The following is a 22,227-nucleotide window of genomic DNA, read 5'->3' on the forward strand; positions in this document are numbered from 1 at the left end:
ACGCCACCTGCGCGCTTGCGGTACCCGCCGCCTCCGTTCATTGATGCGCGTCACACGCACCGGGTGGGCGGGAGCGCGCTTCCGGCCCGGGCATCACGCAGCAACCGGAGGATGCACCATGGCGGAGATGAAGACGTATACGGGTGGCTGCCACTGTGGACAGGTCCGCTACGAGGCGACCACGGACCTGGCGCAGGTGGTGAGCTGCAACTGTTCCATCTGCCACAAGATTGGCGCGGTGCTGACGTTCGTCCCGCCGGAGCAGTTCAAGTCCCTCTCCGGCGCGGACAAGGTGACGACCTACCAGTTCAACAAGAAGGTCATCAACCACCTGCACTGCCCCACCTGCGGCGTGCAGTCCTACTCCACCGGGAAGGGCCCGGACGGCAAGGAGATGTTCGCCGTCAACCTGCGCTGCGTGGACGGCGTGGACCTGTCCTCCCTCAACGCGTTCGCCTACAACGGCCGGGACGCGTAGGCCGCTTTTCACAGCAGGCCGCTCAGCCCTTTCGGAGGCTGGGCGGTACGGTGCGCTCCCGGCCCCTGTCCGGCTAGCTGCCCTCCGGCGGTGCGAAGGTGCCCACGGGCTTGTCCGCCGCCCGCCACAGGTACCAGCTCACCACGCTGCGGTAGGGGCGCCAGCGCTCGCCGTACGCGAGCAGCGCCTTGGGCTTGGGCTGTTCCTTGAGGCCGTGCAGCACCATGAAGCCCTTGCGCACGCCGAAGTCGTCCACGGGGAGGATGTCCGGCCGGCCCAGGCGGAAGATGAGCAGCATCTCCACGGTCCACTGGCCAATGCCGCGCACCTGCGTGAGGTGCTCGATGAGGTCCGCGTCGGACATGCGGCGCACGCGCGCGAGCGGCGGCACCGTGCCGTCCACCGTCTTGCGCGCCAGGTCCTGGATGGCCAGCAGCTTGTTCGCGGACAGCCCGGCCTCGCGCAGCGTGGCGTCCGGGAGCGCGAGCAGCTTCTCTGGCGTGAAGCCCTTGCCCTGCCCCACCCGCTCGCAGACGCGGCCGAAGATGGTCGCCGCCGCGCGGCCGTGGAGCTGCTGGTAGACGATGGAGTGCGCCAGCGCCTCGAAGGGGCTGTGCAGCGGGGACCGCTCGAAGCGGAACGGGCCTATCTTCTTGAAGAGCGTGCCCAGCGTGGGGTCCGCGCGCACGAGGGCGCGGCGCGCGGCGGGTGTGAAGGCATCCGGCAGCAACACGGGGGCGGAAACAGGAGCGCGCGGCATGGGGGCCGCATGCTGCCCGGCCCCACGCCACGCGCAACCCCTGTCTTGCTTCGGACGCGGCGCGCTAGATGGGCGCGGCGTGCTCCGTCTCCTCGGGCACGTCGTTGCGCGGCTCACCCTCCATCAGGGCGTCGTATTCCTCCTCCAGCTGGATGCCCAGGTCGTCGAGCTGATCCTTGCTGAGGACCTTGCGCGCCTCCTTGAAGAGGTCCTTCTCCTCCTCCTCGACGTGGTGCTCCACCTGCTCCTGGAGGACCTTCATCTTCGCGTCGAACTCCTCGTCGGAGGGCTCCATGTCCAGGAGGTCCGCGATGAGGCGCTTGACGGAGAGGTGCTCCTCCACGGCCTCGCGCAGGTCGTCCTCCGTCTCGTCCTTCTTCATCGCCGGATAGAAGTACAGCTCCTCAATCTTGGCGTGCGCGCCCAGCCGGTCGGCGATCTGCGCGAACAGCTCCTGGCGCTCTTCATCCGCGTCGTCCGCCAGCTTCTCGTACTTCTTGAACAGCTTGGAGACCTCTTCATGCTGCTGCTTGAGCAACTCCAGCGCGTTCATTCCCGTGCCCCCAGTCAATGAAGTGGATGTGCGGATAGATGGGGGTGGGCCCGGCCGAAGGGAAGCCCACCCCCACGCACTTCTCACTTCACCGGCAGCTTGCGCGACGGCAGGTCCTTCACCGCGGGGCCGTTGAGCACGCGTCCGGTGGGGCTGAAGCGGCCGCCGTGGCAGGGGCAGTCCCAGGAGCGCTCCGCGTTGTTCCAGTGCACGTGGCAGCCCAGGTGCGTGCACACCGGGGACACGGCGTGCGGCGTGCCGTCCTCCTCGCGGTACACGGCCACCTTGCGGCCCTCCACCTCCAGGATTTTTCCCTCTCCCGGCGCCACGTCCGCCAGGTGGTGCCCGTCCGGCCTGGACAGCCGGTCCGCGACGAAGCGGAAGGCCACCTCCGCGTTCTCCTGGATGAAGTCCCTGGCGCCGGCCTTGGGCTTCACGCGGCCCGCGTCGTACAGCGCGGCGTAGGGGTTCTCGTTGCCGAGGATGAGGTCCGACAGCACCATGCCCGCGAGCGTGCCGAACGTCATGCCCGTGCCGGAGAAGCCCGTGGCCACGTACACGTGGCGGCTGCCCACGTTGCGGCCGATATAGGGCAGGCCGTCCGCGGGCTCGATGACCTGACCGGACCAGCGGTGGGTGATGCGCTTCACGGGGAAGCGGTCGCGCGTGTACGCCTCCAGCGCGGCGAAGCAGGAGTTGGTGTCCTCCTCGCTGCCGACCTTGTGGTCCTCGCCGCCCACGATGACGTAGGGCACGCCGTCCACCTGCTGCGTGCGGATGTAGTGATACGGGTCGCGGCTGTCGTAGTACTGGCCCGCCTCCAGCGGCCCGTCCAGCGGCGCCGCCACCGCGTAGGTGCGGTACGGGTAGAGCTTGGTGTGCATGGCCACGCGGTTGAGCGGCGTGGTGGTGGCCTCCACCACCGCCTGCGCCGTCACGGTGCCTCCCTCCGTGACGACGCGGCAGGGCGTGCCGTCATGGATGTCCACGACCTTGGTGTTCTCGAAGAGGTGGCAGCCGTCGCCCGGGATGCGGTCCGCGAGCGCGAGCAGGTACTGCCGCGGGTGGAACACCGCCTGGTCCTCCACGCGCAGCGCGCCCTTCACCGGGAAGGGCAGCGGCACCTCCTTGGTGAAGGTCGCGAGCAGTCCCGCGTGTCTGGCGGCGGACACCTCGTGCACCAGCTCGCGCAGCTCGGCGTCCGTCTCCGCGTAGCGGTAGCCCGGCACGCGGGTGAAGCCGCAGTCGAGGCCGAGCGTCTCCACCAGGGACGCAATCTGTTCGATGGCGGCGCGGCTGGACGACGCGGCCAGATGCGCGCCCTTCTCACCGAAGTCCTTCAGGAGCGTGGTGTACGGCGTGTCCAAGAGCTCCGTGAGGTGCGCGGTCGTCTGTCCCGTCTGGCCGGAGAGGACGCGGTGCATCTCCAGCACGGCCACCTTCTTGCCGGCACGCTTGAGCAGCCAGGCGGCCGTCAGGCCCGCGATGCCCCCACCGATGATGGCCACGTCCACGTCCAGGTCGCCCGGCAGGGAGGGGAAGTCCCGGGGAGGCGTCGTCACGGTCCAGAGGGATTTGTGCTGGCGCTCGTCGTTCATGAGGGAAGGCTAGGAATGCGCTCCCCAGGGCATAAGCCACGCCTGCCCGGCCCCGCCCGGCCGGCTGCCCAGCGTCAGGTGTATGCGACCCAACAGAGCTTCGCCCCGGGTGTTGGTCAGTCAGGGGCCGGGCGTGGACGGGGCTGGGGTGTGATGTCGCCAGCGCGTTAGAACGCCCTCTGGACCCGAAGGTCCGCGCCGGGCGGACTTGAAGGAGCATGCGCGAAAATGCCCGTGGAACGCGTGGCGGGTGGGGCCAGCCTGGTGGACGTGCTGGACCGCCTGCTGGACAGGGGGTTGCGCTTCGACACTGCGGCCCTGGAGCTCCTGGGGCAGGCCTCTCCTTTGGATGGAGAGACGCGCATCGTGGTGGCATTCTCGGAGGTCCGCACCGCAGACTCGCCGGAACGCGGTCGTTCCCCGCGTCCCCCTTCACCCGGAGCGTAAGGTCGTGGCGTCCCCAGCCCCGCTGCCCCCCGCCGAAGTCGATTCCGGGGCGCGCCTCGTGCTCGCCGAGCACCTGCTCGCCTGCGAGTCCGCCGTCGCCTGTGCGCGAGCGGTCGTGGAGTGGCTCGCGCGCAGACATGGCGCGCCCGCCGCCTGTGTCGGGCCGGGAGAGGGCGCGGGTGCGTCCGTGTGCCTGGCCAGCGAGGGGCTGACGGGAGCGCAGCAGGCCGCGCTCGGCCGGGCGTGGGACGCGCCGGGCTCGCCGCTCGCGGGCTTCCGGAGCCGGCCCGGGGCGCGGTGGCTGGCGGCGGACGCGGTGGAGGGCGCGGCGATGCCGGGCGGGTTCCTCGCGGTGCCGCTGGGCCGCTCCGGAGCGCCCGCGGCCGCGCTGCTGGTGGTGGGGCTGCCCGGCCCGGCCGTGCCGGACGACGTGGCGTGGGTGGCGTCGTGCGCGGGGCCGCCCCTGGCCCGGCAGCTGGCCTCGGATGCGCGGGCGCCGCGCCGTCCGGAGCCGGACCGGCTGCTTCGCCGGGTCATCAACGCGGTGTCGGACCCCGTGCTGCTCACGGACACGGAGGGCACGCTGCTCTTCGCCAACGCCCGGGCGGAGGGCCTGCTGGTGGCGGGCCCGGACGCGAGCCCCGGACGCACGCGCGCCGTGGAGCTGAACCAGCGCCTGTTCCGGGAGATGCTCGCGCAGGGCGGCACGTCCGTGCACCGGCGCGAGGTGTCGCTGGTGGATCCGCTGGAGGGCATGGACCTGCTCTTCGAGCTGGCCACCACGCCGGTGCTGGCGCCGGACGGGCCGTCCGTGGTGGTGAGCGTGCTGCGCAACCTGACGGACCTGGGCCGCGCCACGCAGGCCCTGGGAGAGAGCTACCGGCAGCTGCGCGCCACGGAGCGCGAGGCCCGGAGCGAGCGCCACCGCCTGGACCGGGTGCTGGACTCGGTGGCGGACCCCATCATCCTGACCGACCCCGCGGGCGGCATGGTGATGATGAACGACCCGGCCGAGCGCCTCTTCGCCTGGCCGCACGAGGAAGGCGCCGGCGGCGAGGCCACGCTGCGCCGGGTGCGCGCCAACGACGCCCTCTTCGCGTCCTTCCTGGCGAACCTGCTGGGGCCGGTGAACGCGGGCGTGTCCCGCTGGAAGAGCCAGCTGACGCTGGACGACCCGGACACCGGCGCGCCCGTGCCCATGGAGGCCATGGCCAACAAGGTGCTGGGCGACGGGGGCGAGCTGACGGGCATCGTCACCGTGTTCCACGACCGCACGGAGGTGCTGGAGCGGGCGCGGCTGCTGGAGCGCGTGAAGGAGGTCTCCAGCGAGCTGGAGGCGCGCGTGCAGTCCGCCACCGCGGAGCTGGCGGAGCAGAACGAGAAGCTGCGCCGGCAGGCCATCCAGCTGGAGCAGGCGAGCGCGGCCAAGTCGCAGTTCCTGGCCAACATGTCGCATGAGTTCCGCACGCCGCTCAACGCCATCCTCGGCTACACGAACATGCTCTTGCAGGGCGTGTCCGGGGAGATGACGCCGCCGCAGCGGAGGAACCTCACGCGCATCGACTCCAACGGGCGGCACCTGTTGGAGGTCATCAACGAGATTCTGGACATCACCCGCATCGAGGCGGGGCGGATGCCGCTGCACCTGTCGGACTTCGGCATCCCGGAGCTGCTCCAGGAGGTGATGGCGGAGATGGACCCCATCATCGCGCGCAGCAAGCTGACGGTGGACACGCGCCTGGATGAAGGGCTGCCGGGGGTGTGGAGCGACCGACAGAAGGTGAAGCAGATCGTCCTCAACCTGTTGTCCAACGCGCTGAAGTTCACGCACGAGGGCGGCGTGCACGTGGCGGCGGAGTATCAGAACGGCACCGGCACCGTGGCCATCTCGGTCAAGGACACAGGCATCGGAATCGACGTGTCGAACCAGGAGAAGATCTTCGAGGACTTCCAGCAGGTGGACAGCTCGCCCACGCGTGCCTATGGGGGAACGGGCCTGGGCCTGTCCATCTGCCGTCGCCTGGCGGCGATGCTGGGGGGACGCGTCTCCCTCCAAAGCGTCCCGGGCCAGGGTTCGACCTTCACCCTGCACTTTCCAAGACGTGCGAGACGGACATGACGAACACCCCGGAAAAGACAAAGCCGCTCGTGCTGGTGGTGGACGACTACCAGGATGCCCGGGAGATGTACGCGGAGTACCTGGAGTTCTCCGGCTTCCGCGTGGCGGAGGCGAAGAACGGCCAGGAGGCGTTGGACAAGGCCTTCGAGCTGGTGCCGGACGTCATCCTGATGGACCTGTCGCTGCCGGTGATGGACGGCTGGGAGGCGACGCGCCGGCTGAAGGGCGACGCGCGCACGAAGGGCATCCCGGTGGTGGCGCTCACGGGGCATGCGCTGAAGGGCCACTCGGAGGACGCGAACGAGGCCGGGTGTGATGCGTACGTCACCAAGCCGTGCCTGCCGGACGCGCTGGTGGAGCAGGTGAAGAAGATGATCGCCCTGCGCGACGCGGCATCCGCGCGCTGAAAGCCGCACCCGTACGGAGGGGGCACGTCATGACGACGAAGACCCAGGCGGAGTCCTCGAGCGAGGGACGGGCGCACTACCTCTACGGCATCGTGCGCGAGGACGGCGGAGGGTTGCCGGAGCTCGCGGGGTTGGGCGATGCCCCGGTGCGCCTGGTGCGCGAGGGAGGCCTCGCTGCGCTGGTGTCCGACGTGCCGGGCCCGAGGGCGGTGCCCACGCGGGCGAACCTCCTGATGCACCAGCGCGTCACGGAGGCCGTGGTGCGCGAGCACACGCTGGTGCCGGTGGCCTTCGGAACGGTGCTGCCGTCGGAGGAGCGCGTGCGGGAGCTGTTGCGCGTGGCGCGCGCGCCGCTGAGCCGGGCGCTGTCCGAGCTGGAGGGCCGGGTGGAGCTGGGGCTGAAGGTGTATTGCCACGGCGACGCGCTGACGCGCCGGTTGCTGGAGGCGCGGCCGGAGCTGGCGCGCGGCCCCACCGAGCTCGAGGAGGACCACGAGACGCGGCTGGAGGCGGCGCTGCACGACTACACCCGGAAGGACCTGGACGGGCTGAAGGCGGGCCTGCGTCCGCTGGCGGAAGCGACACACGAAGCGCCGCCGCTGGGTGAGCGGATGATGCTCAACGCGGCCTGGCTGGTGGACCGCACGCGGGTGGCCGCGTTCGAGGCGCGGGTGCATTCGCTGGTGGCGCGGCTGGACGCGTACACGTTCCGGTTCACGGGGCCGTGGCCGGCCTACAGCTTCGTGGACGTGCGGCTGGACGTGGAGCCGGCGTCCACCGCGCCGTGAGCCTCAGCGCGGCGCGGTGAGCTTCGCGGCGTCCTCGGCCAAAAGCTCCAGGCCGCCGCCCATGCGCACCCAGCCGGGGGTGAACTCCGTGCGCGCGTACCACGAGCCCTCCGGCGTCTTCGCCATGGAGAGCTCGCCCACGGCCTTGCCGCCGCGCTGGTACTCCACGCGGAAGGCGGGCGTGGGGGCCGGGCCTGGAGGGGCTTCGCCCCGGCCCAGCAGCTCCACGGGGGTGAGGCGCCACAGGCGGTCATGCCAGTTGCGGGCGAAGTCGTCCGGAGCGCCGGGGGCGTCCACGGGCGACAGCTGCACGGCGCCAGGAGGCTTGCCGCTGGCGGCGAAGGCGCGGGACGTGGTGCCGGTGGAGATGACGACGCGGTCGAAGCCGTCCACGTCGAAGGTGTGAAGGCGCCGGTCCACGAGCCGGCTGGACGCGGCCTCCAGGTCCGGCAGCAGCCCGGGGCCGAGGAGGAAGACGTGCCCGTCGGACGGACGCTGGAGGTAGGGGGCGCCCCAGCCCGATGCGGGCGTGGCGAGCCGGAACGTCCTGGGCGTTCCGTCGAGCGTGAGCGTCAGGCCGCGCTCCGTCTTCGCGAGGCCGACTTCGTCCAGCTTCTTGTCGTCCAGGACGCCCAGGTCCCGCTGCGCGCGCAGCGGAGCGAAGCGGGAGAACAGCTTCAGCGCCACGTCGTTGCCGCGCAGCTCGCGGGGCGGAGGCACGGGGGCGGGGCTCGCGGTGGCGATGGAGCCCGCATCCGTCCCAGCATCTTCCAGGCCGGGTTGCGCCACTCCGCCATCCGTCGTTCCCGTTTCGGCCCCCGGCTTCGCGGGCTTGTTGCCCAGGCGGACCCAGACGGTGTCGCGGTCCTGGGGGTCGCGGAACAGCTCCACGAAGCGCGTCTCGTCGTCGTACCGGATGCGGTCGAGCGCGCTCGCCTGCGCGTCCTCCACCGTCACCTCACCCGGCGCACGCGAAGGCTCGCGCTGCCACACGAAGAACGCTGCCACGAGCGCCACGCCCGCCAGCACGCCCTGCACCGCCACGTCGCGCGCCTTCATCGCGCACCTCCCGCCACCGCGGTGCTCCGGGGCGCGCGCCGTCCGCGCCGCCGCGTCACGAAGAAGCCCACCGCCAGCACCGCCACCGGCATCCCGAAGACCGTCGCGTAGAACCACACGACGTCCTGCGAGCGCGTGTGCTGCAACGGCACGTCCTCCTCGCTCGTCGTCACGCCGGAGAGCGCCTCCTCGCCAGAGAGCCAGCGCAGCGTGTCCACCGCGAGATACGCATTGCCCACGTTGCCCAGGATGCCGTCCCCCAGCGCGTCCGCGTCCGCCATCACCACCGCGCGCGGCGCGGGCTTGCCCTCCGCGGAGGGCCGCTCCACCGCCACCACCAGCGGCCACGCCTTGGTGACCTCGCCCGGCTCCCGCTCGAAGTCGCCATTGCGGTCCGCGAACGTCTCTGCGTGCGCGCGCACGCTCGTGTCCAGCAGCACGCCGGGCACGGGCGGCGTCACCGTCTCCAGCGCCGTCGCGCCCAGGAACGCCACCGCGCCCTGCGAGCCCAGCGCGGACAGCGACGTCACCGACGGGTGCGAGGAGAAGCTCGCCGTGCCCAGGTTGCCCCGGTCGCTCTGCTGACGCGCGGTGCGGAAGTACACCCGGTCATTCGCCAGCGGCACGCGCAGCGACTTGAGCCCCATCGGTTGCAGCAACGGCTCCAGCGCCGCGCCATCCGGCTCCAGCGCGATCCACAGCCGCCCTCCCCGCTCCCAGTACTCGCGCAGCGAGGTGGCCTCTTCCGGAAGCAGCTCCCGCGTGGGCCCAATCACCGCCACCATCGCCGCGTCGCCCGGCACCGCCGAGCCCAGCCCCTCCGCCACCGTGAGCGTGCGCACGTCCACGTTCTGCGCGCGCAGCAGCTCCTTGAGCTGCGCCACCGACGGCCGGGCCGCCTCGCCCTGCACGGGCCGCGTGTCGGCGCGCTCTCCATGGCCTCCCGTGAGGTAGACGACGCGCCGGGGCTTCGCCACCGCCAGCAGCCGCCGCTGCACCTCCGCGTCCAGCCGCTGGAGCTGCCCGCGCGCACGCTCCGGATCCAACCCCAGCGTGAGGATCTCCTTGCGGTCCCCCCGCGCCAGCACCACGGAGCCGTTGTTGCTGACGCCCAGGGCCTTGCCGCGCGCGGGCTCCACCGCCTGGTCCAGCGACTCCACGCCCAGCTGCGGGCTCTCCGGCTCCAGGTCGCGGAAGTACTGCCGCACCGCCTCGCCCACTTCGTTCGCGGGCGGGAAGAAGAGCGTCACCTGCAAGGGCTCGTTGAGGCCGCGCACCAGCTTGCGCGTCGCATCGCCCGGCTTCGCGGTCCGGAAGTAGGACAGGTCCCAGGTCGGGTCCGCTTGCGTGGCCACGTACGTCGCCGCGAAAGCGAACACGATGACGAACGCCATGCCCAGACCGGAGAACAGCGCGCTCTTCACCCGGCCCGTCTCCGGCACGGGCGCGCGGGCCATCGCCACGAGCGCGGCCTCCACCATCGCCAGCGGCACGAGCGCGCACAACAGCAGCGCCGGGAACAGCACCGCCAGCACCCCCGACAGCCGGGGTGAAGAACGCGACAGCGGCTCACCGAGGAGCGCCGTCCCCACGTCCCCCTTCACGAAGTAGAGCACCAGCGCGGTCAGCCCCACGACGTACAGCGTGAGCACCCACCGCTCCAGCGCGCGCCGGTCCGCGGGCGCGGAGATCATCCGCACCGCGCGCCACGCCGTCGCGGCCACCACCCCGGCGGTGCCCAGCGCCGCCAGCGCCACGCGGCCGGAGCCCACGCCCAGCACGCGCTCCGCGAGGAACACGGCCACGAGCCCCGCGACGAACGCCCCCGTCGCGGCGAGCCCCGTCCCGAAAGAAGCCGGCGAGCTCATCGCCACCTCCGCGCTTCCAGCACCCGAGTCGCCGCGAACAGCGCCACGTAGGTGACCACCAGGTAGTAGACGACGTCCCGCACGTGGATGAGCCCTGCCTGGAACGGGGGGAAGTGCTGGTTCCACAGCGACATCGCGCTGAAGACGTCGGACAGCGGCTGCTCGGTGATGCGCGCCAAGAGCCAGCACAGGATGAGCGCCACCAGCATCACCGAGGAGAAGATGGCCGCGAGTAGCTGGTTCTTCGCGAGCGACGACCCGAACGTGCCCACCGCCAGCGACGCGCTGCCCAGCAGCAGCAACCCCAGGTAGCCCGCCGCCACGTGCCCGAAGGACACCTTGCCGTTCACCAGCACCAGGAGCGGCATGTAGAGCGTGAGCAGCAGGTACAGCGCCAGGAACGCGAGCCCCGCCAGGAACTTGCCCAGCACGATGTCCCGGTCCCGCACCGGCGACGCGTACAACAGCGGCAACGTGCCCGTCTGGCGCTCCTCCGCGACCAGCCGCATGGACACCAGGATGGCCGCCACGATGGTGAAGCCGCTGGAGTAGTAGAAGAAGCCGGACAACACCTCCGCGGAGCGCTTGCTCGCGCCGCCCAGGGCGTACGCGTTGAAGAACAGCCCGTTCACCGCGAGGATGATGGCCAGGATGACGTAGCCGCTGAGCGTGCGCAGGTAGCCGGCCAGCTCGCGGCGAGCAATCAGGAGCGCCTTCACGCCTTCACCTCCTGCCCGTGCGTCAGGCGCAGGAACAGCGCCTCCAGCTGTCCCTCGTTCGCGTCCAGGCGCAACAACTCCAGGCCCGCGCCCACCACCGCCCGCGCCACCTGGGGCCGAAGCTCCGGCGCCGCCGCGACCTTCAGGGCCAGCGCTCCGCCCGCCCCTTCCCGCACCTCCACCGCGCCGAAGCCCTGCAGCGCTTCGAGCGCCCGTGCCCGATCGCCCCGCACCTCCAGCACGATGGACGGACCGCCCAGGCTTCGCGACAGCTCCTCTTCACTGCCCTGCGCCAGCAGCGTGCCCTTGTGGATGATGAGCAGCCGGTCACACGTCTGCGAAATCTCCGGGAGGATGTGGCTGGACACGAGCACCGTGTGCGCGCCCTTGAGGCCTCGGATGACGTCGCGCATCTCCACGATCTGGAGCGGATCCAGGCCGCTGGTCGGCTCATCGAGGATGAGCAGCGCGGGCTTGTGCACCAGCGCCTGCGCCAGTCCCACGCGCTGACGGTAGCCGTGGCTGAGCGTGGAGATGACCTCGCCGTGCACGTCGCGCAGGCCGGTCTTCTCCTCGGCTTCGCCAACGTGGGACGCGGTGGCCTTGGCGGGCACGTCGCGCAGCCGGGCGACGTAGGACAGGTACTCGCCCACCGTCATCTCCTCATAGACGGGGGGCACGTCCGGCAGGTAGCCGATGCGCTGGCGCACCTCGTGGGACTGGCTCACCACGTCGTGCCCGTCGATGACGACGCGGCCCGAGGTGGGCAGCAGCACGCACCCCAGAATCTTGAGCGTCGTCGACTTGCCGGCGCCATTGAGGCCCAGGAAGCCGATGACCTCGCCCTGGCCAATGGTGAAGGCCAGGTCGCGGATGGCCGCGTGCTCGCCGTAGAACTTCGTCAGCCCTTCGACCTGGATCATCAGGACTCCTCGACGCGAGGGGAAGCGGCGCACTTCTGTCGCCCCTCCCGAGGAGTGTCAAGCGCGGGGCTCACCCGTGGCGGTATTCCGCGCCGTCGGTGGTCCGGCCCAGCGTGAAGCGCAGCGCCTCCTCCAGGCCGGGCAGGAGGAAGGAGAAGCCGTGGGCCTGGGCCACGGTGGGCAGGGCATGGGTGCTGGACAGGAGGGTCTCCTCGCCCATCTGCCCGAACACGGTCTTCACCACGGCGGCGGGCAGCGGGAACACCGCGGGACGGTGGAGCACCTTGCCCAGCACCTTCGCCAGCTCGCCCTGTCGCACCGCGCTCGGGGATACGGCGTTGAGGGCCCCCCGGATGGACGGGGTGAAGAGGGAGAACTGGATGAGGCCCAGCACATCCTCCAGGGACACCCAGCTGAGCCACTGGCGTCCGGAGCCCACGGGCCCGCCGCCGCCCGCCTGGGTCGCGAGCGCCAGCTTCGCGAGCGCCCCGCCGCGCGCGTCCATCACCACGCCGATGCGCAGGTGCACCACGCGGATGCCCGCGTCCTCGGCGGGTTTTGTGGAGGCCTCCCACTGGCGCGTGACGTCCGCGAGGAAGCCGTCGCCGGAGGAGGACGTTTCGGTCACTTCCTCCTCGCCCCGGCTGCCGTAGTAGCCGACGGCGGAGGCACAGATGAGCACGCGCGGCTTGCGGGTGGCACGGGCCAGCGTTTCACACAGCAGGCGGGTGCTCTCCGTGCGGCTCTTGAGGATCTCCTGCTTGCGCTCGTCGGTCCACCGGCCTTCGCCCACGTTGGCGCCGGACAGGTGCACCACGGCGTCCACGTCCTCCAGGCCCGCGGCGTCGACGGTGCCCTTGTCGGGAGCCCAGGAGATGTCCCCGCGCGCCGCGTTCGCCCGGCCGCGCACCAGCCGCTTCACGCGGTGGCCACCGGTGGTGAGGAACGACGCCAGCGCGGAGCCCAGCATGCCGGACGCGCCGCCGATGGCCACGGTGAGCGGGCCCTGGGATGCGAACTGCGCATGGCGGCGCAGGTCCGCGCGGGTGAGCGAGTGGCGGTACGCGAACATGCGCTCCAGGCGCTTGCGAGCGTAGCCACCGCCGAAGGTGTCCCCGAGCGTGCCCACGGGCAGCTCGTACTGGATGTGGTCATCCAGGATGGAGGCCTGGGGGCCCGAGGGGTTCATACGGTGGTCATGGATCCACTTCGCGAACGGGCCTTCACGCTGGGTGTCCTGGAAGGAGGAGCCCTCCACGTAGGCGGTGTGCTCGGCGACCATGCGCTGGGGGATGGGGCCCAGGTGGAGCTTCACGACGACGCGGGCGCCGGGGCGGATGCCGTCGCCGGAGCGGTCCACGACCTCCGCGGTCTCCCAGGGGGGCGACAGGCGTTCGAAAGCCCCCTCGCGGGCGTGCCAGGAGAAGAGGTCGGCGGAGGGGACCGGCATCTGGCTGTGCGCTTCGAAAACGTGTGGCTTGCCCATGGTTTCTCCAGGGGAGACAGTGCGACCCGAGCATGCTTACTCCCGACCTCCTCGACCGTGCAGTCGAATTGCTGAGACACGGCGGTGTCATCGCCCTGCCAACAGAGACGGTCTACGGCCTCGCGGCCAACGCCGAGGACGAGCTGGCCGTGCGCCGCATCTTCGCCATCAAGGGCCGGCCGGCGAACCACCCGCTCATCGTCCACATCCCGGATGAGGAGTACCTGCCGGAGTGGGCCCGTGAAGTACCGGACGAAGCAAGGGCGCTGGCGAGGGCGTTCTGGCCGGGTCCGCTGACGCTGGTGCTGCGGCGCACGTCGAAGGCCACGGACGCAGTGACGGGAGGCCAGGACACGGTGGCGTTGCGAGTGCCCGGCCACTCCGTGGCGATGGAGGTGCTCGAAAGGCTGGGAGGCGGCGTGGCAGCACCGAGCGCCAACCGCTTCGGCCGGGTGAGCCCGACGACCGCGGAGCACGTGCAGCGAGACCTGGGCGACGACGTGGACCTGGTGCTGGACGGAGGTCCGTCCACGGTGGGCGTGGAGTCGACCATCGTGGACCTGTCGTCCGGAGCCCCCGTGATTCTCAGGCCCGGAGGTCTGGCGACGGAGGACATCGAGCGCGTGCTGGGGCGCGCGGTGCCGGTGCGCACGTCGACCACGGTGCGCGTGTCCGGTTCGCTGGAGTCGCACTACGCGCCCAGGGCGGGCGTGGTGCTCGCGGAGCCGCATGAAGCAGTGCAGCGGGTGGAAGCACTGCGCGCACAGGGATTGCGCGTGGGAGTGCTGGGCCCCGCTTCGCTGTCATTGCCTGGCGATGTGCAGCGCTTCGACGTGCCGGGAGAGCCCGCGCAGGCCGCGCGAGTTCTTTATGCGCGGCTGCGTGAAGCCGACGAACAGGGCCACGACGTGCTCGTGGCCTGTCTGCCCGCCGCGAGCGGCCTGGGCATCGCCGTGCGGGACCGACTGTCCCGCGCGGCGGCACCACGCGACAGCTGATCAGAGTTCCTTCACCAGGTCCTGACGGGCCTTCGCGCGGTAGCACCCGATGAGGTCCGCGCGCTTGGGCGCGTACTTCGCGGCCTCATACTGGATGGCCACGATGCTCCGGGCCGGCAGGGACCACTGCGTCAGGTTCACGTGGCTCTCCAGCGTGGTCCAGCGATTGAGGCCATTGATCTCCCCCTTGAGAAGCGAGTTCCCGATCTAGGGAGTCCACGGCAACCCAATCGCTCTTGCTCATCGCCAATTTAGCCGAGAAGCGGACCTGTGACTCCATCCGCTTGTGCTGGCGCGCCAGCCGATGGGCTGTATTCGGATCGCCGTACTTGCGCATGAGAAGATCGCGCATCAGTGCCTGGAAGGTGCACGTGTCCTTCGCTTCCAGGAATAAGATGTCGACCGCCATTTGGTTGTCCAGGAATCCCAGCGCCACCTCGGCCGGCATCTCCGCGGCGCTTTTCTTCATCGGAGCGTCCCATCCGGCGTTGCGCTCACCTTGGGAAGCGCGGCGCGAACCTCCTCCGGTGTCATCCCCCAGCGGACCGTCTGGAGCCGCTCCGTGCTGCGGTAGTCATTGTCTACCGAATCGCGAACCGCCTGCTGCCGCTCCGGCGCGGCGGGCTTCCCGACGCGCAACCCGCCGACACACCCAACACCGCCAGCAACTCCAAAGCCCCAAACTTCATTTCATCGATCCATTCCAAGCTACGGGGCTCTCCCTATGGAGGCGGCATCCCCCGCGCGTCGCAGTGTGCGGGCACAGAGAAATCCGGAAGGTTTCCAGAAACCGGGGCACCGAACGCCCGGGGGCTTGCGGCATTGCTCTCCAATCGCACAGACTTCACCTGCAAAACAACACCCCTCCAGCAGCCCCAAACCAATCACCACCGCCATGAACCTACAGACAACAGAAGACTGGCAAGAAGCCTTTGCAAGCCTAAATCCCCACAGCGGATTCGCAGACATATTCATCGCACCAAACATCAACCTCACCGAGTGCACATCCGCTATCTGCATAATCACGGCTCTCGCAACCAAGAACACCGACACTCCAGCATTTACCAGCATTCACATCATCTACCCACGAAGCACCCAAAACACCAACTTCGAACAGACCACGCGAGACTCAATAAACTTGAACTGCAAATCAGTCGACCAGGACCAACACCCCAAAATATCAAACTACATCCAAGGGAAAACGAAATTCACGGCTATCTCGCAGCTCGAAACAACCGTTCTCGCAAGGGCAATCCAGGAAACACCCAGTGGCACATTCACGCTAGTGCTCAATGTCGATCGCTTCAACTCACCATCAATCCCGCCACCACAAGCCAGGACAAGCACCCACACGCTCGACAACAGAACGCTGCACATAAACAGCGCCGAGGACTTCTGGGTACCACAACTCAAAAGCACCCAAGCAGCCATACTAAACACAGTCAATCACAATGAAAAATACACCCTACTGCACGTCAACCAGTCCGCCCCACTCCAAAAAAACAACATCCAAATACTCATGGACCTGCCGGGAGGCCTAATTACGTCACAACCCTCATCCGAAGAAGAGATACTCAACAAGAACGCAGAGAATTGGACAGACCTCATCCGGACAGGCAGGACACAAGAGGCCTTTTCCGAAATTGAAACTTCCGGCCTATCACAAACAAACATTTCGCTAGCAAAAGCACAGTGTCTCCTCGCGGCAGGCATGGGCCCCGCAGCATTCGAACCACTGCTTCCCCTGCGAGACACTTTCCACACCATCAGCGACGCGAATTTAGCATTAATCATCGGCCGCATAGCCCAACAAACAGGAAATGCCTCCACAACAGAAGTCTTGCTCCGCCAAGCAATTGCACTACCAGACTGCAGTCTCCCTACTTTAAATGCCGCTCTCGAACTAGCCATCTTGGCCGAGCACGAGGAGTTGGCACGAAAAGCCCAAGAACTCATAAGCACACAGTACCCCAACTCGGATCAATCCATCCGCGCGCGATACGCCCCTCTATTCAGCCAAGGGGCTCATTCGAGAATCATTCAGGAACTTCGCCCAACTGCCGAGCACAGCCACAATGATTCACTAGCCCGATACTTCGTAAGACTCGCGGAAGCATTTTCGGGCAATTTCGAGCTAGATTATGCAATTGAAATAGACCGCACTCACTCAGAAGAAGGAGCGCTCACGGCTGCGGACTTCGCACTGGATTGCTTAAGAGAGCTTTTGCGACGGCATCTTCTCTACAGTGCGACCCGACTACTACTGCAGCACCAGTGGCCCCTTAAACACACCAATGCCGCAGCAAGGCTTGGAGTCAACTTACTTCGAGCGCTCCTAGTCGCCAGAACGTACGATCTAACAGGGGCCGAAAGTCACCAACATCAAAAGGCGACCGCATACACCGCATCGTGGCTGATAACGTACGTAGCGATGCATCCGGACGACGGGGCAACACGAGCATCTCTTACCACTGCGATATCTCCGGAAGTTGCAGGATTAACTGGACTCACGCTTCTGCTAGCATTGTCGCTAAACGACAACGTCACACATCAGAAAGAGCAACTCTCGGCAGCCCGGAAGCCACCCCAGTCAAGCGACCTCAACTTGGCTGCCGAGGAACTATTCACTGCAATAAAGCGACTACCGAAGTTTGCAGCACTCGGAGCAGTCCAGCTCGACTTAACAGGACTAAAGTCAACCCCAGAGATGATGCTCTTAGCTCTTGAGCAGATGGCTAACCGAACCGCGTTCGATTCCCCAGACGGCGATTCGATTCCGCTCATGAACCTCATTCTTCTGGCCGGAACAGCGCTCGCACAAAAAACAGACAATCTCGAATCTGAATATGAATTACTAAGAACGGGGGCAATCTTCTTTTCCTTAGTTGGCTCCCCCCAAGCAGCACGGGACCTAGCTGAGCACGGACTCAAAACTGCCAGCACACATAGCTCCCTCAAACGACGACGCCTCGCGTGGATTGTCTTTGCCGAAACATACCACCGAACCCACAACCTCTACGAAGCGGCGCTTGGTCTCGCCTGCGCAAAGTCGTTTTCAGACGTCCCTACTACGCTCGAAGAGCGATACTCCAGCATTCAACTAGCAACACGTATTGCTCGAGACACAGGACACCTAGAAATCGCACGCAGCGGAGTCGCCCAACTAAGCAGCCTCCTTAGTGAAAAACAACAAAATGGATTCAACGGGTTCGAACTCAGCGTACTATTGGCTAGCATTGACCTCCTAGAGTTAAAAACAGACAAAAAACCCATCTCCGACACAACTGCCCGCTTTCAGGAATTGGCACAACGATTCGATCAACTCACAGCGAGGGCCAGGAAACTAAAGGCGCCTGTTCTCCCCTCCGCAATACTGCTCGCACAAGTTCTATCTCTCGCAAGCACGCTGGGAATAACCATAAGCACTGAAATCCAAGAATCTTTCAAAAAGACCAGTGCTGAATTCGGACTACCTGAACAGACGCGGCTTCGCGCAATGAGCAAACCCGCCTCGGCCCAACCGTTCCTGGCCGAAATCGCTCGAAATCTCTCAAGCACACGCGCAGCACAGGACTTCAGCACCGACAACTTCGAAGGCCGAATTATCGCACGAAGAGCCCTTGCTGACGCTTCGAACCTACCTGCCGAAGACACCGCGTTCTATCTAGACTGGCTGTGCGACTACTCAGTCTCACTCATCCAACCCGCAGCGCCTCAGAATATCGACTTGAAACAGACTGGAGGGGCAGCAGTTCTTGAGTGGGCTGCCCGCAACCACATGTCTCTCACACCCGATCAACTCTCCTCGCTTGTCGGCAACTTCAACGACATTGGATTGGTCGGCGAGAAATCACTCCAACAAGCAATAGGACTACTACCAGCATCTCCTGCCGACACAAGGCGCGCGCTCGAAGTAATTAGCGCCAGCGGAATCGATATCCACCTACTCGGGCTATCGACACAAAAAGAACTCATTCAAGCTTCGTTCATCGACGGACAATTGCAATCCACTCTCGAGACCAAGACAACATTCAACTACGAGTTATTCGAACAATGGGAAGAGAACTACCCGTACAAGTTCTCAAAGATCGACGGAAGCGACCCATATGGACTAAATGTCACTGAACAAGTCATGAATGGAATCGGCATCTCGATCGATTTCGCCAGGACAACACCTGCACTGCTCGTAATGGAACCCGAACTCCTCGGCATTCCTGGAAATCTCCTTGCAACCAGCAATGGCCATCTAGGAACCTGTCGTCCGATAGCAACGGCACCATCATTGACCTGGGTCTGCTCAGCGTTAGCCACCAACCATGCGTCGACCGGCAAGCGAAGCTCCTGGATATCGGCAGCCCAAGGTGAATCCGCCGATTTCATGCCTGTTCTCACACAACTCACAGACTTCACAAAGGCGGCACTCGATGACTTCGGCTTCAGTCAAGACGACAGTTCGCTCCCACCCGACTCGTTGAGTGAGTCGGACATAGTGTTTATTGGAGCTCACGGAGGCATAAGCCAAGAGGGTCGCTACTTTCGCGTCGTCGCAGATGAACACCAGACACGACTGACCGCGCGAAAACTAGCCAGCAAATGCGCAAACTCGGGCATTGTCATCCTTGCAGTTTGTAGCGCAGGCAGAATGGACTCGGCTCCATTCAACTCTGCGACGTATGGTCTCTCTCGAACACTGCTTGACTACGGCTGCAGAGCAGTTATCGCTCCGCCTTGGCCGCTCGAAGCTCGAGTGATGAACAGCTGGCTTGGCGAGTTTTTGAAATTAGTCACCCGGGGGGCAAACGTCGCGCTCGCCAACTTCATGGCAAACAAGGCTGTTGCGAATAGACTATGTAGCCCCTCCGCACATCAAGCAATGCATGTCTACGGAGATCCGATGTTCTCCTTGCCAATCCCGTCCAACGAGAAAGCCTGAACAATGCGCACCTGCGCACGGCTACTTGTCAGATGATTGCGATAGAACGGGACCGTCTGGCTGACTCAGAAGCAGCTGACAGAGCTGTACTGCAAGGATGTCCGAACCAACAACGAACTCCTCCAGAACATCAATGAGAAGGGAGAACTTGCTCTCGGAGCAACCATCCGGAAATTCCGGATAGTTCAAACTGCGCGAACCGGCGCAGGCCGCGCGAGTCCTCTACGCGCGGCTGCGTGAAGCCGACGAACAGGGCCACGACGTACTCGTGGCCTGTCTGCCCGCCGCGAGCGGCCTGCGCATCGCCGTGCGGGACCGGCTGTCCCGCGCGGCGGCGCCACGCGACAGCTGATCAGAGTTCCTTCACCAGTTCCTGCCGCGCCTTCGCGGTGTAGCGGCCGATGAGCCCCGCGCGCTTGGGCGCGTACTTCGCGCTCTCATACTGGATGGCCATGATGCCCCGGGCCGGCAGCGTCCACTGCGTCAGGTTCACCTCGCTTTCGAGCGTGGTCCACCGGTTGAGCACCTTGAACTGCCCCTGCCCCGCGAGCGCGCTCTCCAGGGTCTCCGCGGAGGCAGTCGCATCCGCCTCCTGCAGCGGCGCCAGGTCCGCGGCGAAGCGCACGGAGACGTCTCCCCACTTCACCTGCCGCTTCACCTCACGCGCCGTCTTCGGCTCCCCGAACTTCCGGGTGAGCAGGTCCCGCATCAGCGTCTGGAAGGTGCGCGGATCCGCCACGTCCTGGAAGAAGACGTCCACCGCCGCCAGCCGGTTGTCCAGGAACCCCAGCGCCACCTCCGCCGGAAGCTCCGCGATGGTGGTCTTCAACCGCAGCGTTCCATCCGGGGACACGCTCGCCTCCGGCAGCGCGGCGCGGACCTCGTCCGGCGACATCCCCCAATGCGCCGTCTGGAACCCCTCCGTGCTCCGGTAGGTCTTGTCCGCCGCATCGCGAATCGCCTGCCGCCGCTCCAGCGCGGAAGGCTTGTCCGGATTCGTCGACGCACAGCCCGCCGCCAGGCCCAGCACCCCCAACAACCCCAAAGCCCCAAGCTTCATCTCATCGCTCCAATTGCAATCACGGGCCTCTCCCCATGGAGGCCTCCATCGCAGGCATCCCCGCGCTTCGCGTGTGCGGACATAGAGGAATACGGAGGGACTCCGGAAGCTGGGTCGCCAGACGCCCGGGGGCTTGCGGCCAGTAGCCCGGGTCGCCCAGGCTCTACGTCTGGAGAGGGGAACAGCCACATGGGTATCGCCACGGGGTGGTTATGGGTCGTCCTGGCCATGGCATCTGGCGCGCGGCCGGGGCCGTCCGCCGAAGCCGTGTGCGGACTCACCGCGCTCCACACCGCCCAGCTGGCCTTCTTCGGGGAGAAGGACCGCTACGACCTCCCCGCGGTCGTCGGCTTCCTTCCCCTGCCCTGCACCGACGGCACCCGGCCTCCCGCGCCGGACTCCCACTCCGTCGGCGGCTGCCAGTTCGTCTTCAGCGTCCTCGAAGCAGGCCGCGCTCCAGACACCACCCTGAAGCTCGAAGCCCGCGGCGTCACTCCCGCCACGCGCAACCTGCGTTTCCTGCTGAATGGCCGCGAGGGCCTCATCACCCGCGCGGACTCCCACGCCCGCGTGGCGCCCGTGGACTGTGAAGCCTGGAAGCGGACGGCGGATCCGCTCCTGCGCTACCACGAGCTCGTCGGGGAGTACGACTGCGTCACCGGGCCCTACGCCCCGGCGCATCCCTGCACCGAGGCCCTCACCCAGCTCGTGAACCTCGCGCGCAAGGGCGTGGGCGTCGCCAGGAAGGAGTACGACGCGCACCCCACCGCTCGCGAGCTGTATCCCTTGAGCCCGCCAACGCCCGCCATGCTCCTCTGCGGCGTCACCGCCTCACCCCAGCAGCGCGCCCAGCACGCGGACCTCCTCTCGAGCCAGGGCGGCCTCCTGGACGTGGTGCTCCAGCCCGGCTGCCGGGACGCCGGTCTTCGCGCGGGCCTCCCCCTCCTGTTCAGGGATGGGGCCTGCCCGGGCCCACACTGTCTGGAGTTGGTGCGCCTGGCCCAACGCCTCCGTCTGCCTGAACTGCTCGACGTCCTCGCAGGTCGCGCCGAGCCGCTGGTCACCTGGCTCTGGACCCAGCCCGCCGGGCTCCAGCACGACTTCCTGAGAGCCGCCACGGACCGGGGCTCCGACAGGGTCGACGCGCTCCTGCTGCTGCATCAAGGGGCCTGGCCCAGCCTCCTGGCCCTGACCAGGCCTCCGCTCACGCCCCTGGAGAATGCGTGGCTCGAACGCGCCCACCGTGAGCATCCCACCCTGGCCCCCCTCCTGGGCCTGCTGCGCGAGCAGCAACAAAGCCAGCCCGCCACCGACGCGGACTTCGAAGCCTGGGCACGAACCGTTCCCTGCCCCCAGCTCCACGATGCCCGGGACGTGCCCCTGTCCGCGGCGCGGCTGCGCGCCATCGCCCAGGCCCAGTCGCGCTGCCCGGGAGACGCCGTCTCGGTCCTGTCCCGCCACGTCGCGAAGCTGCCCCCCAGGGAGCTCATCGGCGTGCTCCAGCCGCTGACCGGGGCGCAGCTCCGCATGCTGCGCACGGAGCTGCGCCTCACCGACCCCGCACGCGCGGAGGCCCTGCTCGACTGGGTGATGGAGCGCGACACCGGTCTGCTCGACGGGCTGAGCGCCACACCCGCCGTCGTCACGAAGCTGCTCACCCCACCCCACGCGAACCGGCTGGGCGGACGCGAGGCGGTCCTCGACCTGCTGCTGGATTTCCAGCGGAGCCCGCGCATCACGCCGACCCACGAGGGCATGCTCCACCTGATGGCCGAGGCCCTGAAGGGCACGCCTTCCGCCGAGCGCGTCAGGAACATCGCGGAGCGGAACCTGTCCCCCGAGGACCGGCAGCGATTGCTGTCCCATCTCCTCGACGCCCGGGACCCACGGCTCCAGGCCGCCGCCGCGGCGGGGGCCGCGGATTGGAAGGCGTCTTCCGGCATCACCGCTTCCGCCGCGCGGGCGTGCCTGGGAGAGGCCCGCGTCATCCTGGAATGCATGGCCACCCGCTCCAGGCCCCTGGGCCCACCC

The 22,227-nt window shown here is 67.3% G+C and carries 19 protein-coding genes; 9 read left to right on the plus strand and 10 right to left on the minus strand.

All coding sequences use genetic code 11. The annotated features are described in order from the left end of the window. Nucleotides 1–118 precede the first annotated feature (118 nt). Nucleotides 119–478: a GFA family protein gene (locus tag D7W82_RS18180; RefSeq protein WP_120619562.1), complete on the plus strand. Its 360-nt coding sequence runs from the start codon at nt 119–121 to the stop codon at nt 476–478. Between the two features lie 73 nt (nt 479–551). On the opposite strand, the gene D7W82_RS18185 is transcribed toward D7W82_RS18180, so the two are convergent. From D7W82_RS18185 to D7W82_RS18195, 3 genes are all read right to left on the minus strand, one after another. Then, entirely contained in the window at nt 552–1,238 is a 687-nt protein-coding gene (locus D7W82_RS18185; RefSeq protein WP_120619563.1) for a DNA-3-methyladenine glycosylase, read from the minus strand. 64 nt (nt 1,239–1,302) lie between these two features. Further along, nucleotides 1,303–1,791, minus strand: a complete 489-nt coding sequence (locus tag D7W82_RS18190; RefSeq protein WP_120619564.1) for a hemerythrin domain-containing protein — start codon at nt 1,789–1,791, stop codon at nt 1,303–1,305. Nucleotides 1,792–1,874: 83 nt separating this feature from the next. Continuing rightward, nucleotides 1,875–3,389: an FAD-dependent oxidoreductase gene (locus D7W82_RS18195; RefSeq protein ID WP_120619565.1), complete on the minus strand. Its 1,515-nt coding sequence runs from the start codon at nt 3,387–3,389 to the stop codon at nt 1,875–1,877. Between the two features lie 228 nt (nt 3,390–3,617). On the opposite strand from D7W82_RS18195, the gene D7W82_RS18200 reads away from it, so the two are divergent. The 4 genes from D7W82_RS18200 to D7W82_RS18215 all read left to right on the plus strand — a co-directional run bounded on the left by D7W82_RS18200 (nt 3,618) and on the right by D7W82_RS18215 (nt 7,150). After that, nucleotides 3,618–3,836 (plus strand): hypothetical protein, encoded by a 219-nt coding sequence (locus D7W82_RS18200; protein ID WP_120619566.1) that lies wholly within the window; start codon nt 3,618–3,620, stop codon nt 3,834–3,836. 331 nt (nt 3,837–4,167) lie between these two features. Beyond that, nucleotides 4,168–5,955, plus strand: a complete 1,788-nt coding sequence (locus D7W82_RS18205) for a PAS domain-containing sensor histidine kinase (RefSeq protein ID WP_370451033.1) — start codon at nt 4,168–4,170, stop codon at nt 5,953–5,955. Next, the gene (locus D7W82_RS18210; RefSeq protein ID WP_120619568.1) at nt 5,952–6,362 is read left to right on the plus strand and encodes a response regulator; all 411 of its coding nucleotides are present in this window, start codon (nt 5,952–5,954) and stop codon (nt 6,360–6,362) included. The genes D7W82_RS18205 and D7W82_RS18210 overlap by 4 nt, the downstream gene beginning before the upstream one ends. A 29-nt stretch (nt 6,363–6,391) precedes the next feature. After that, nucleotides 6,392–7,150, plus strand: a complete 759-nt coding sequence (locus D7W82_RS18215; protein ID WP_120619569.1) for a GvpL/GvpF family gas vesicle protein — start codon at nt 6,392–6,394, stop codon at nt 7,148–7,150. A gap of 3 nt (nt 7,151–7,153) precedes the next feature. Here the strand turns inward: D7W82_RS18215 and D7W82_RS18220 are convergent, their stop codons facing one another. From D7W82_RS18220 to D7W82_RS18240, 5 genes are all read right to left on the minus strand, one after another. Beyond that, on the minus strand, nt 7,154–8,209 hold the full coding sequence (locus D7W82_RS18220; protein WP_120619570.1) for a hypothetical protein: 1,056 nt from the start codon (nt 8,207–8,209) through the stop codon (nt 7,154–7,156). Next, nucleotides 8,206–10,077 (minus strand): Gldg family protein, encoded by a 1,872-nt coding sequence (locus D7W82_RS18225; protein ID WP_120619579.1) that lies wholly within the window; start codon nt 10,075–10,077, stop codon nt 8,206–8,208. The genes D7W82_RS18220 and D7W82_RS18225 overlap by 4 nt, the downstream gene beginning before the upstream one ends. After that, entirely contained in the window at nt 10,074–10,796 is a 723-nt protein-coding gene (locus tag D7W82_RS18230) for an ABC transporter permease (protein ID WP_120619571.1), read from the minus strand. Before D7W82_RS18230 ends, D7W82_RS18225 begins: the two co-directional genes overlap by 4 nt. Further along, complete coding sequence (locus tag D7W82_RS18235; protein WP_120619572.1) at nt 10,793–11,719, minus strand: ABC transporter ATP-binding protein; 927 nt, start codon at nt 11,717–11,719, stop codon at nt 10,793–10,795. The genes D7W82_RS18230 and D7W82_RS18235 overlap by 4 nt, the downstream gene beginning before the upstream one ends. 70 nt (nt 11,720–11,789) lie before the next feature. Continuing rightward, the gene (locus D7W82_RS18240) at nt 11,790–13,205 is read right to left on the minus strand and encodes a TIGR01777 family oxidoreductase (RefSeq protein WP_120619573.1); all 1,416 of its coding nucleotides are present in this window, start codon (nt 13,203–13,205) and stop codon (nt 11,790–11,792) included. Between the two features lie 32 nt (nt 13,206–13,237). On the opposite strand from D7W82_RS18240, the gene D7W82_RS18245 reads away from it, so the two are divergent. Then, nucleotides 13,238–14,203, plus strand: coding sequence for an L-threonylcarbamoyladenylate synthase (locus D7W82_RS18245; protein ID WP_120619574.1), 966 nt, complete (start codon nt 13,238–13,240; stop codon nt 14,201–14,203). A gap of 85 nt (nt 14,204–14,288) precedes the next feature. On the opposite strand, the gene D7W82_RS40095 is transcribed toward D7W82_RS18245, so the two are convergent. After that, entirely contained in the window at nt 14,289–14,672 is a 384-nt protein-coding gene (locus D7W82_RS40095) for a hypothetical protein (RefSeq protein ID WP_147439381.1), read from the minus strand. Between the two features lie 426 nt (nt 14,673–15,098). On the opposite strand from D7W82_RS40095, the gene D7W82_RS40100 reads away from it, so the two are divergent. Both D7W82_RS40100 and D7W82_RS18250 read left to right on the plus strand, forming a co-directional pair. Then, nucleotides 15,099–19,136: a hypothetical protein gene (locus D7W82_RS40100; protein ID WP_147439382.1), complete on the plus strand. Its 4,038-nt coding sequence runs from the start codon at nt 15,099–15,101 to the stop codon at nt 19,134–19,136. Nucleotides 19,137–19,368: 232 nt separating this feature from the next. Further along, on the plus strand, nt 19,369–19,488 hold the full coding sequence (locus D7W82_RS18250) for a Sua5 family C-terminal domain-containing protein (RefSeq protein WP_370451034.1): 120 nt from the start codon (nt 19,369–19,371) through the stop codon (nt 19,486–19,488). Here D7W82_RS18250 and D7W82_RS18255 read toward each other — a convergent pair whose 3' ends face one another. After that, entirely contained in the window at nt 19,489–20,196 is a 708-nt protein-coding gene (locus D7W82_RS18255; protein WP_147439383.1) for a hypothetical protein, read from the minus strand. A 228-nt stretch (nt 20,197–20,424) separates the two neighbouring features. Between D7W82_RS18255 and D7W82_RS18260 the strand changes: the two genes are divergently transcribed. Continuing rightward, a partial coding sequence (locus tag D7W82_RS18260; RefSeq protein WP_147439384.1) for a hypothetical protein occupies nt 20,425–22,227 on the plus strand: 1,803 nt, incomplete at its 3' end.

The organism is Corallococcus sp. CA049B, from assembly GCF_003611685.1.
GTDB classification, from domain to species: Bacteria; Myxococcota; Myxococcia; order Myxococcales; family Myxococcaceae; genus Corallococcus; species Corallococcus coralloides.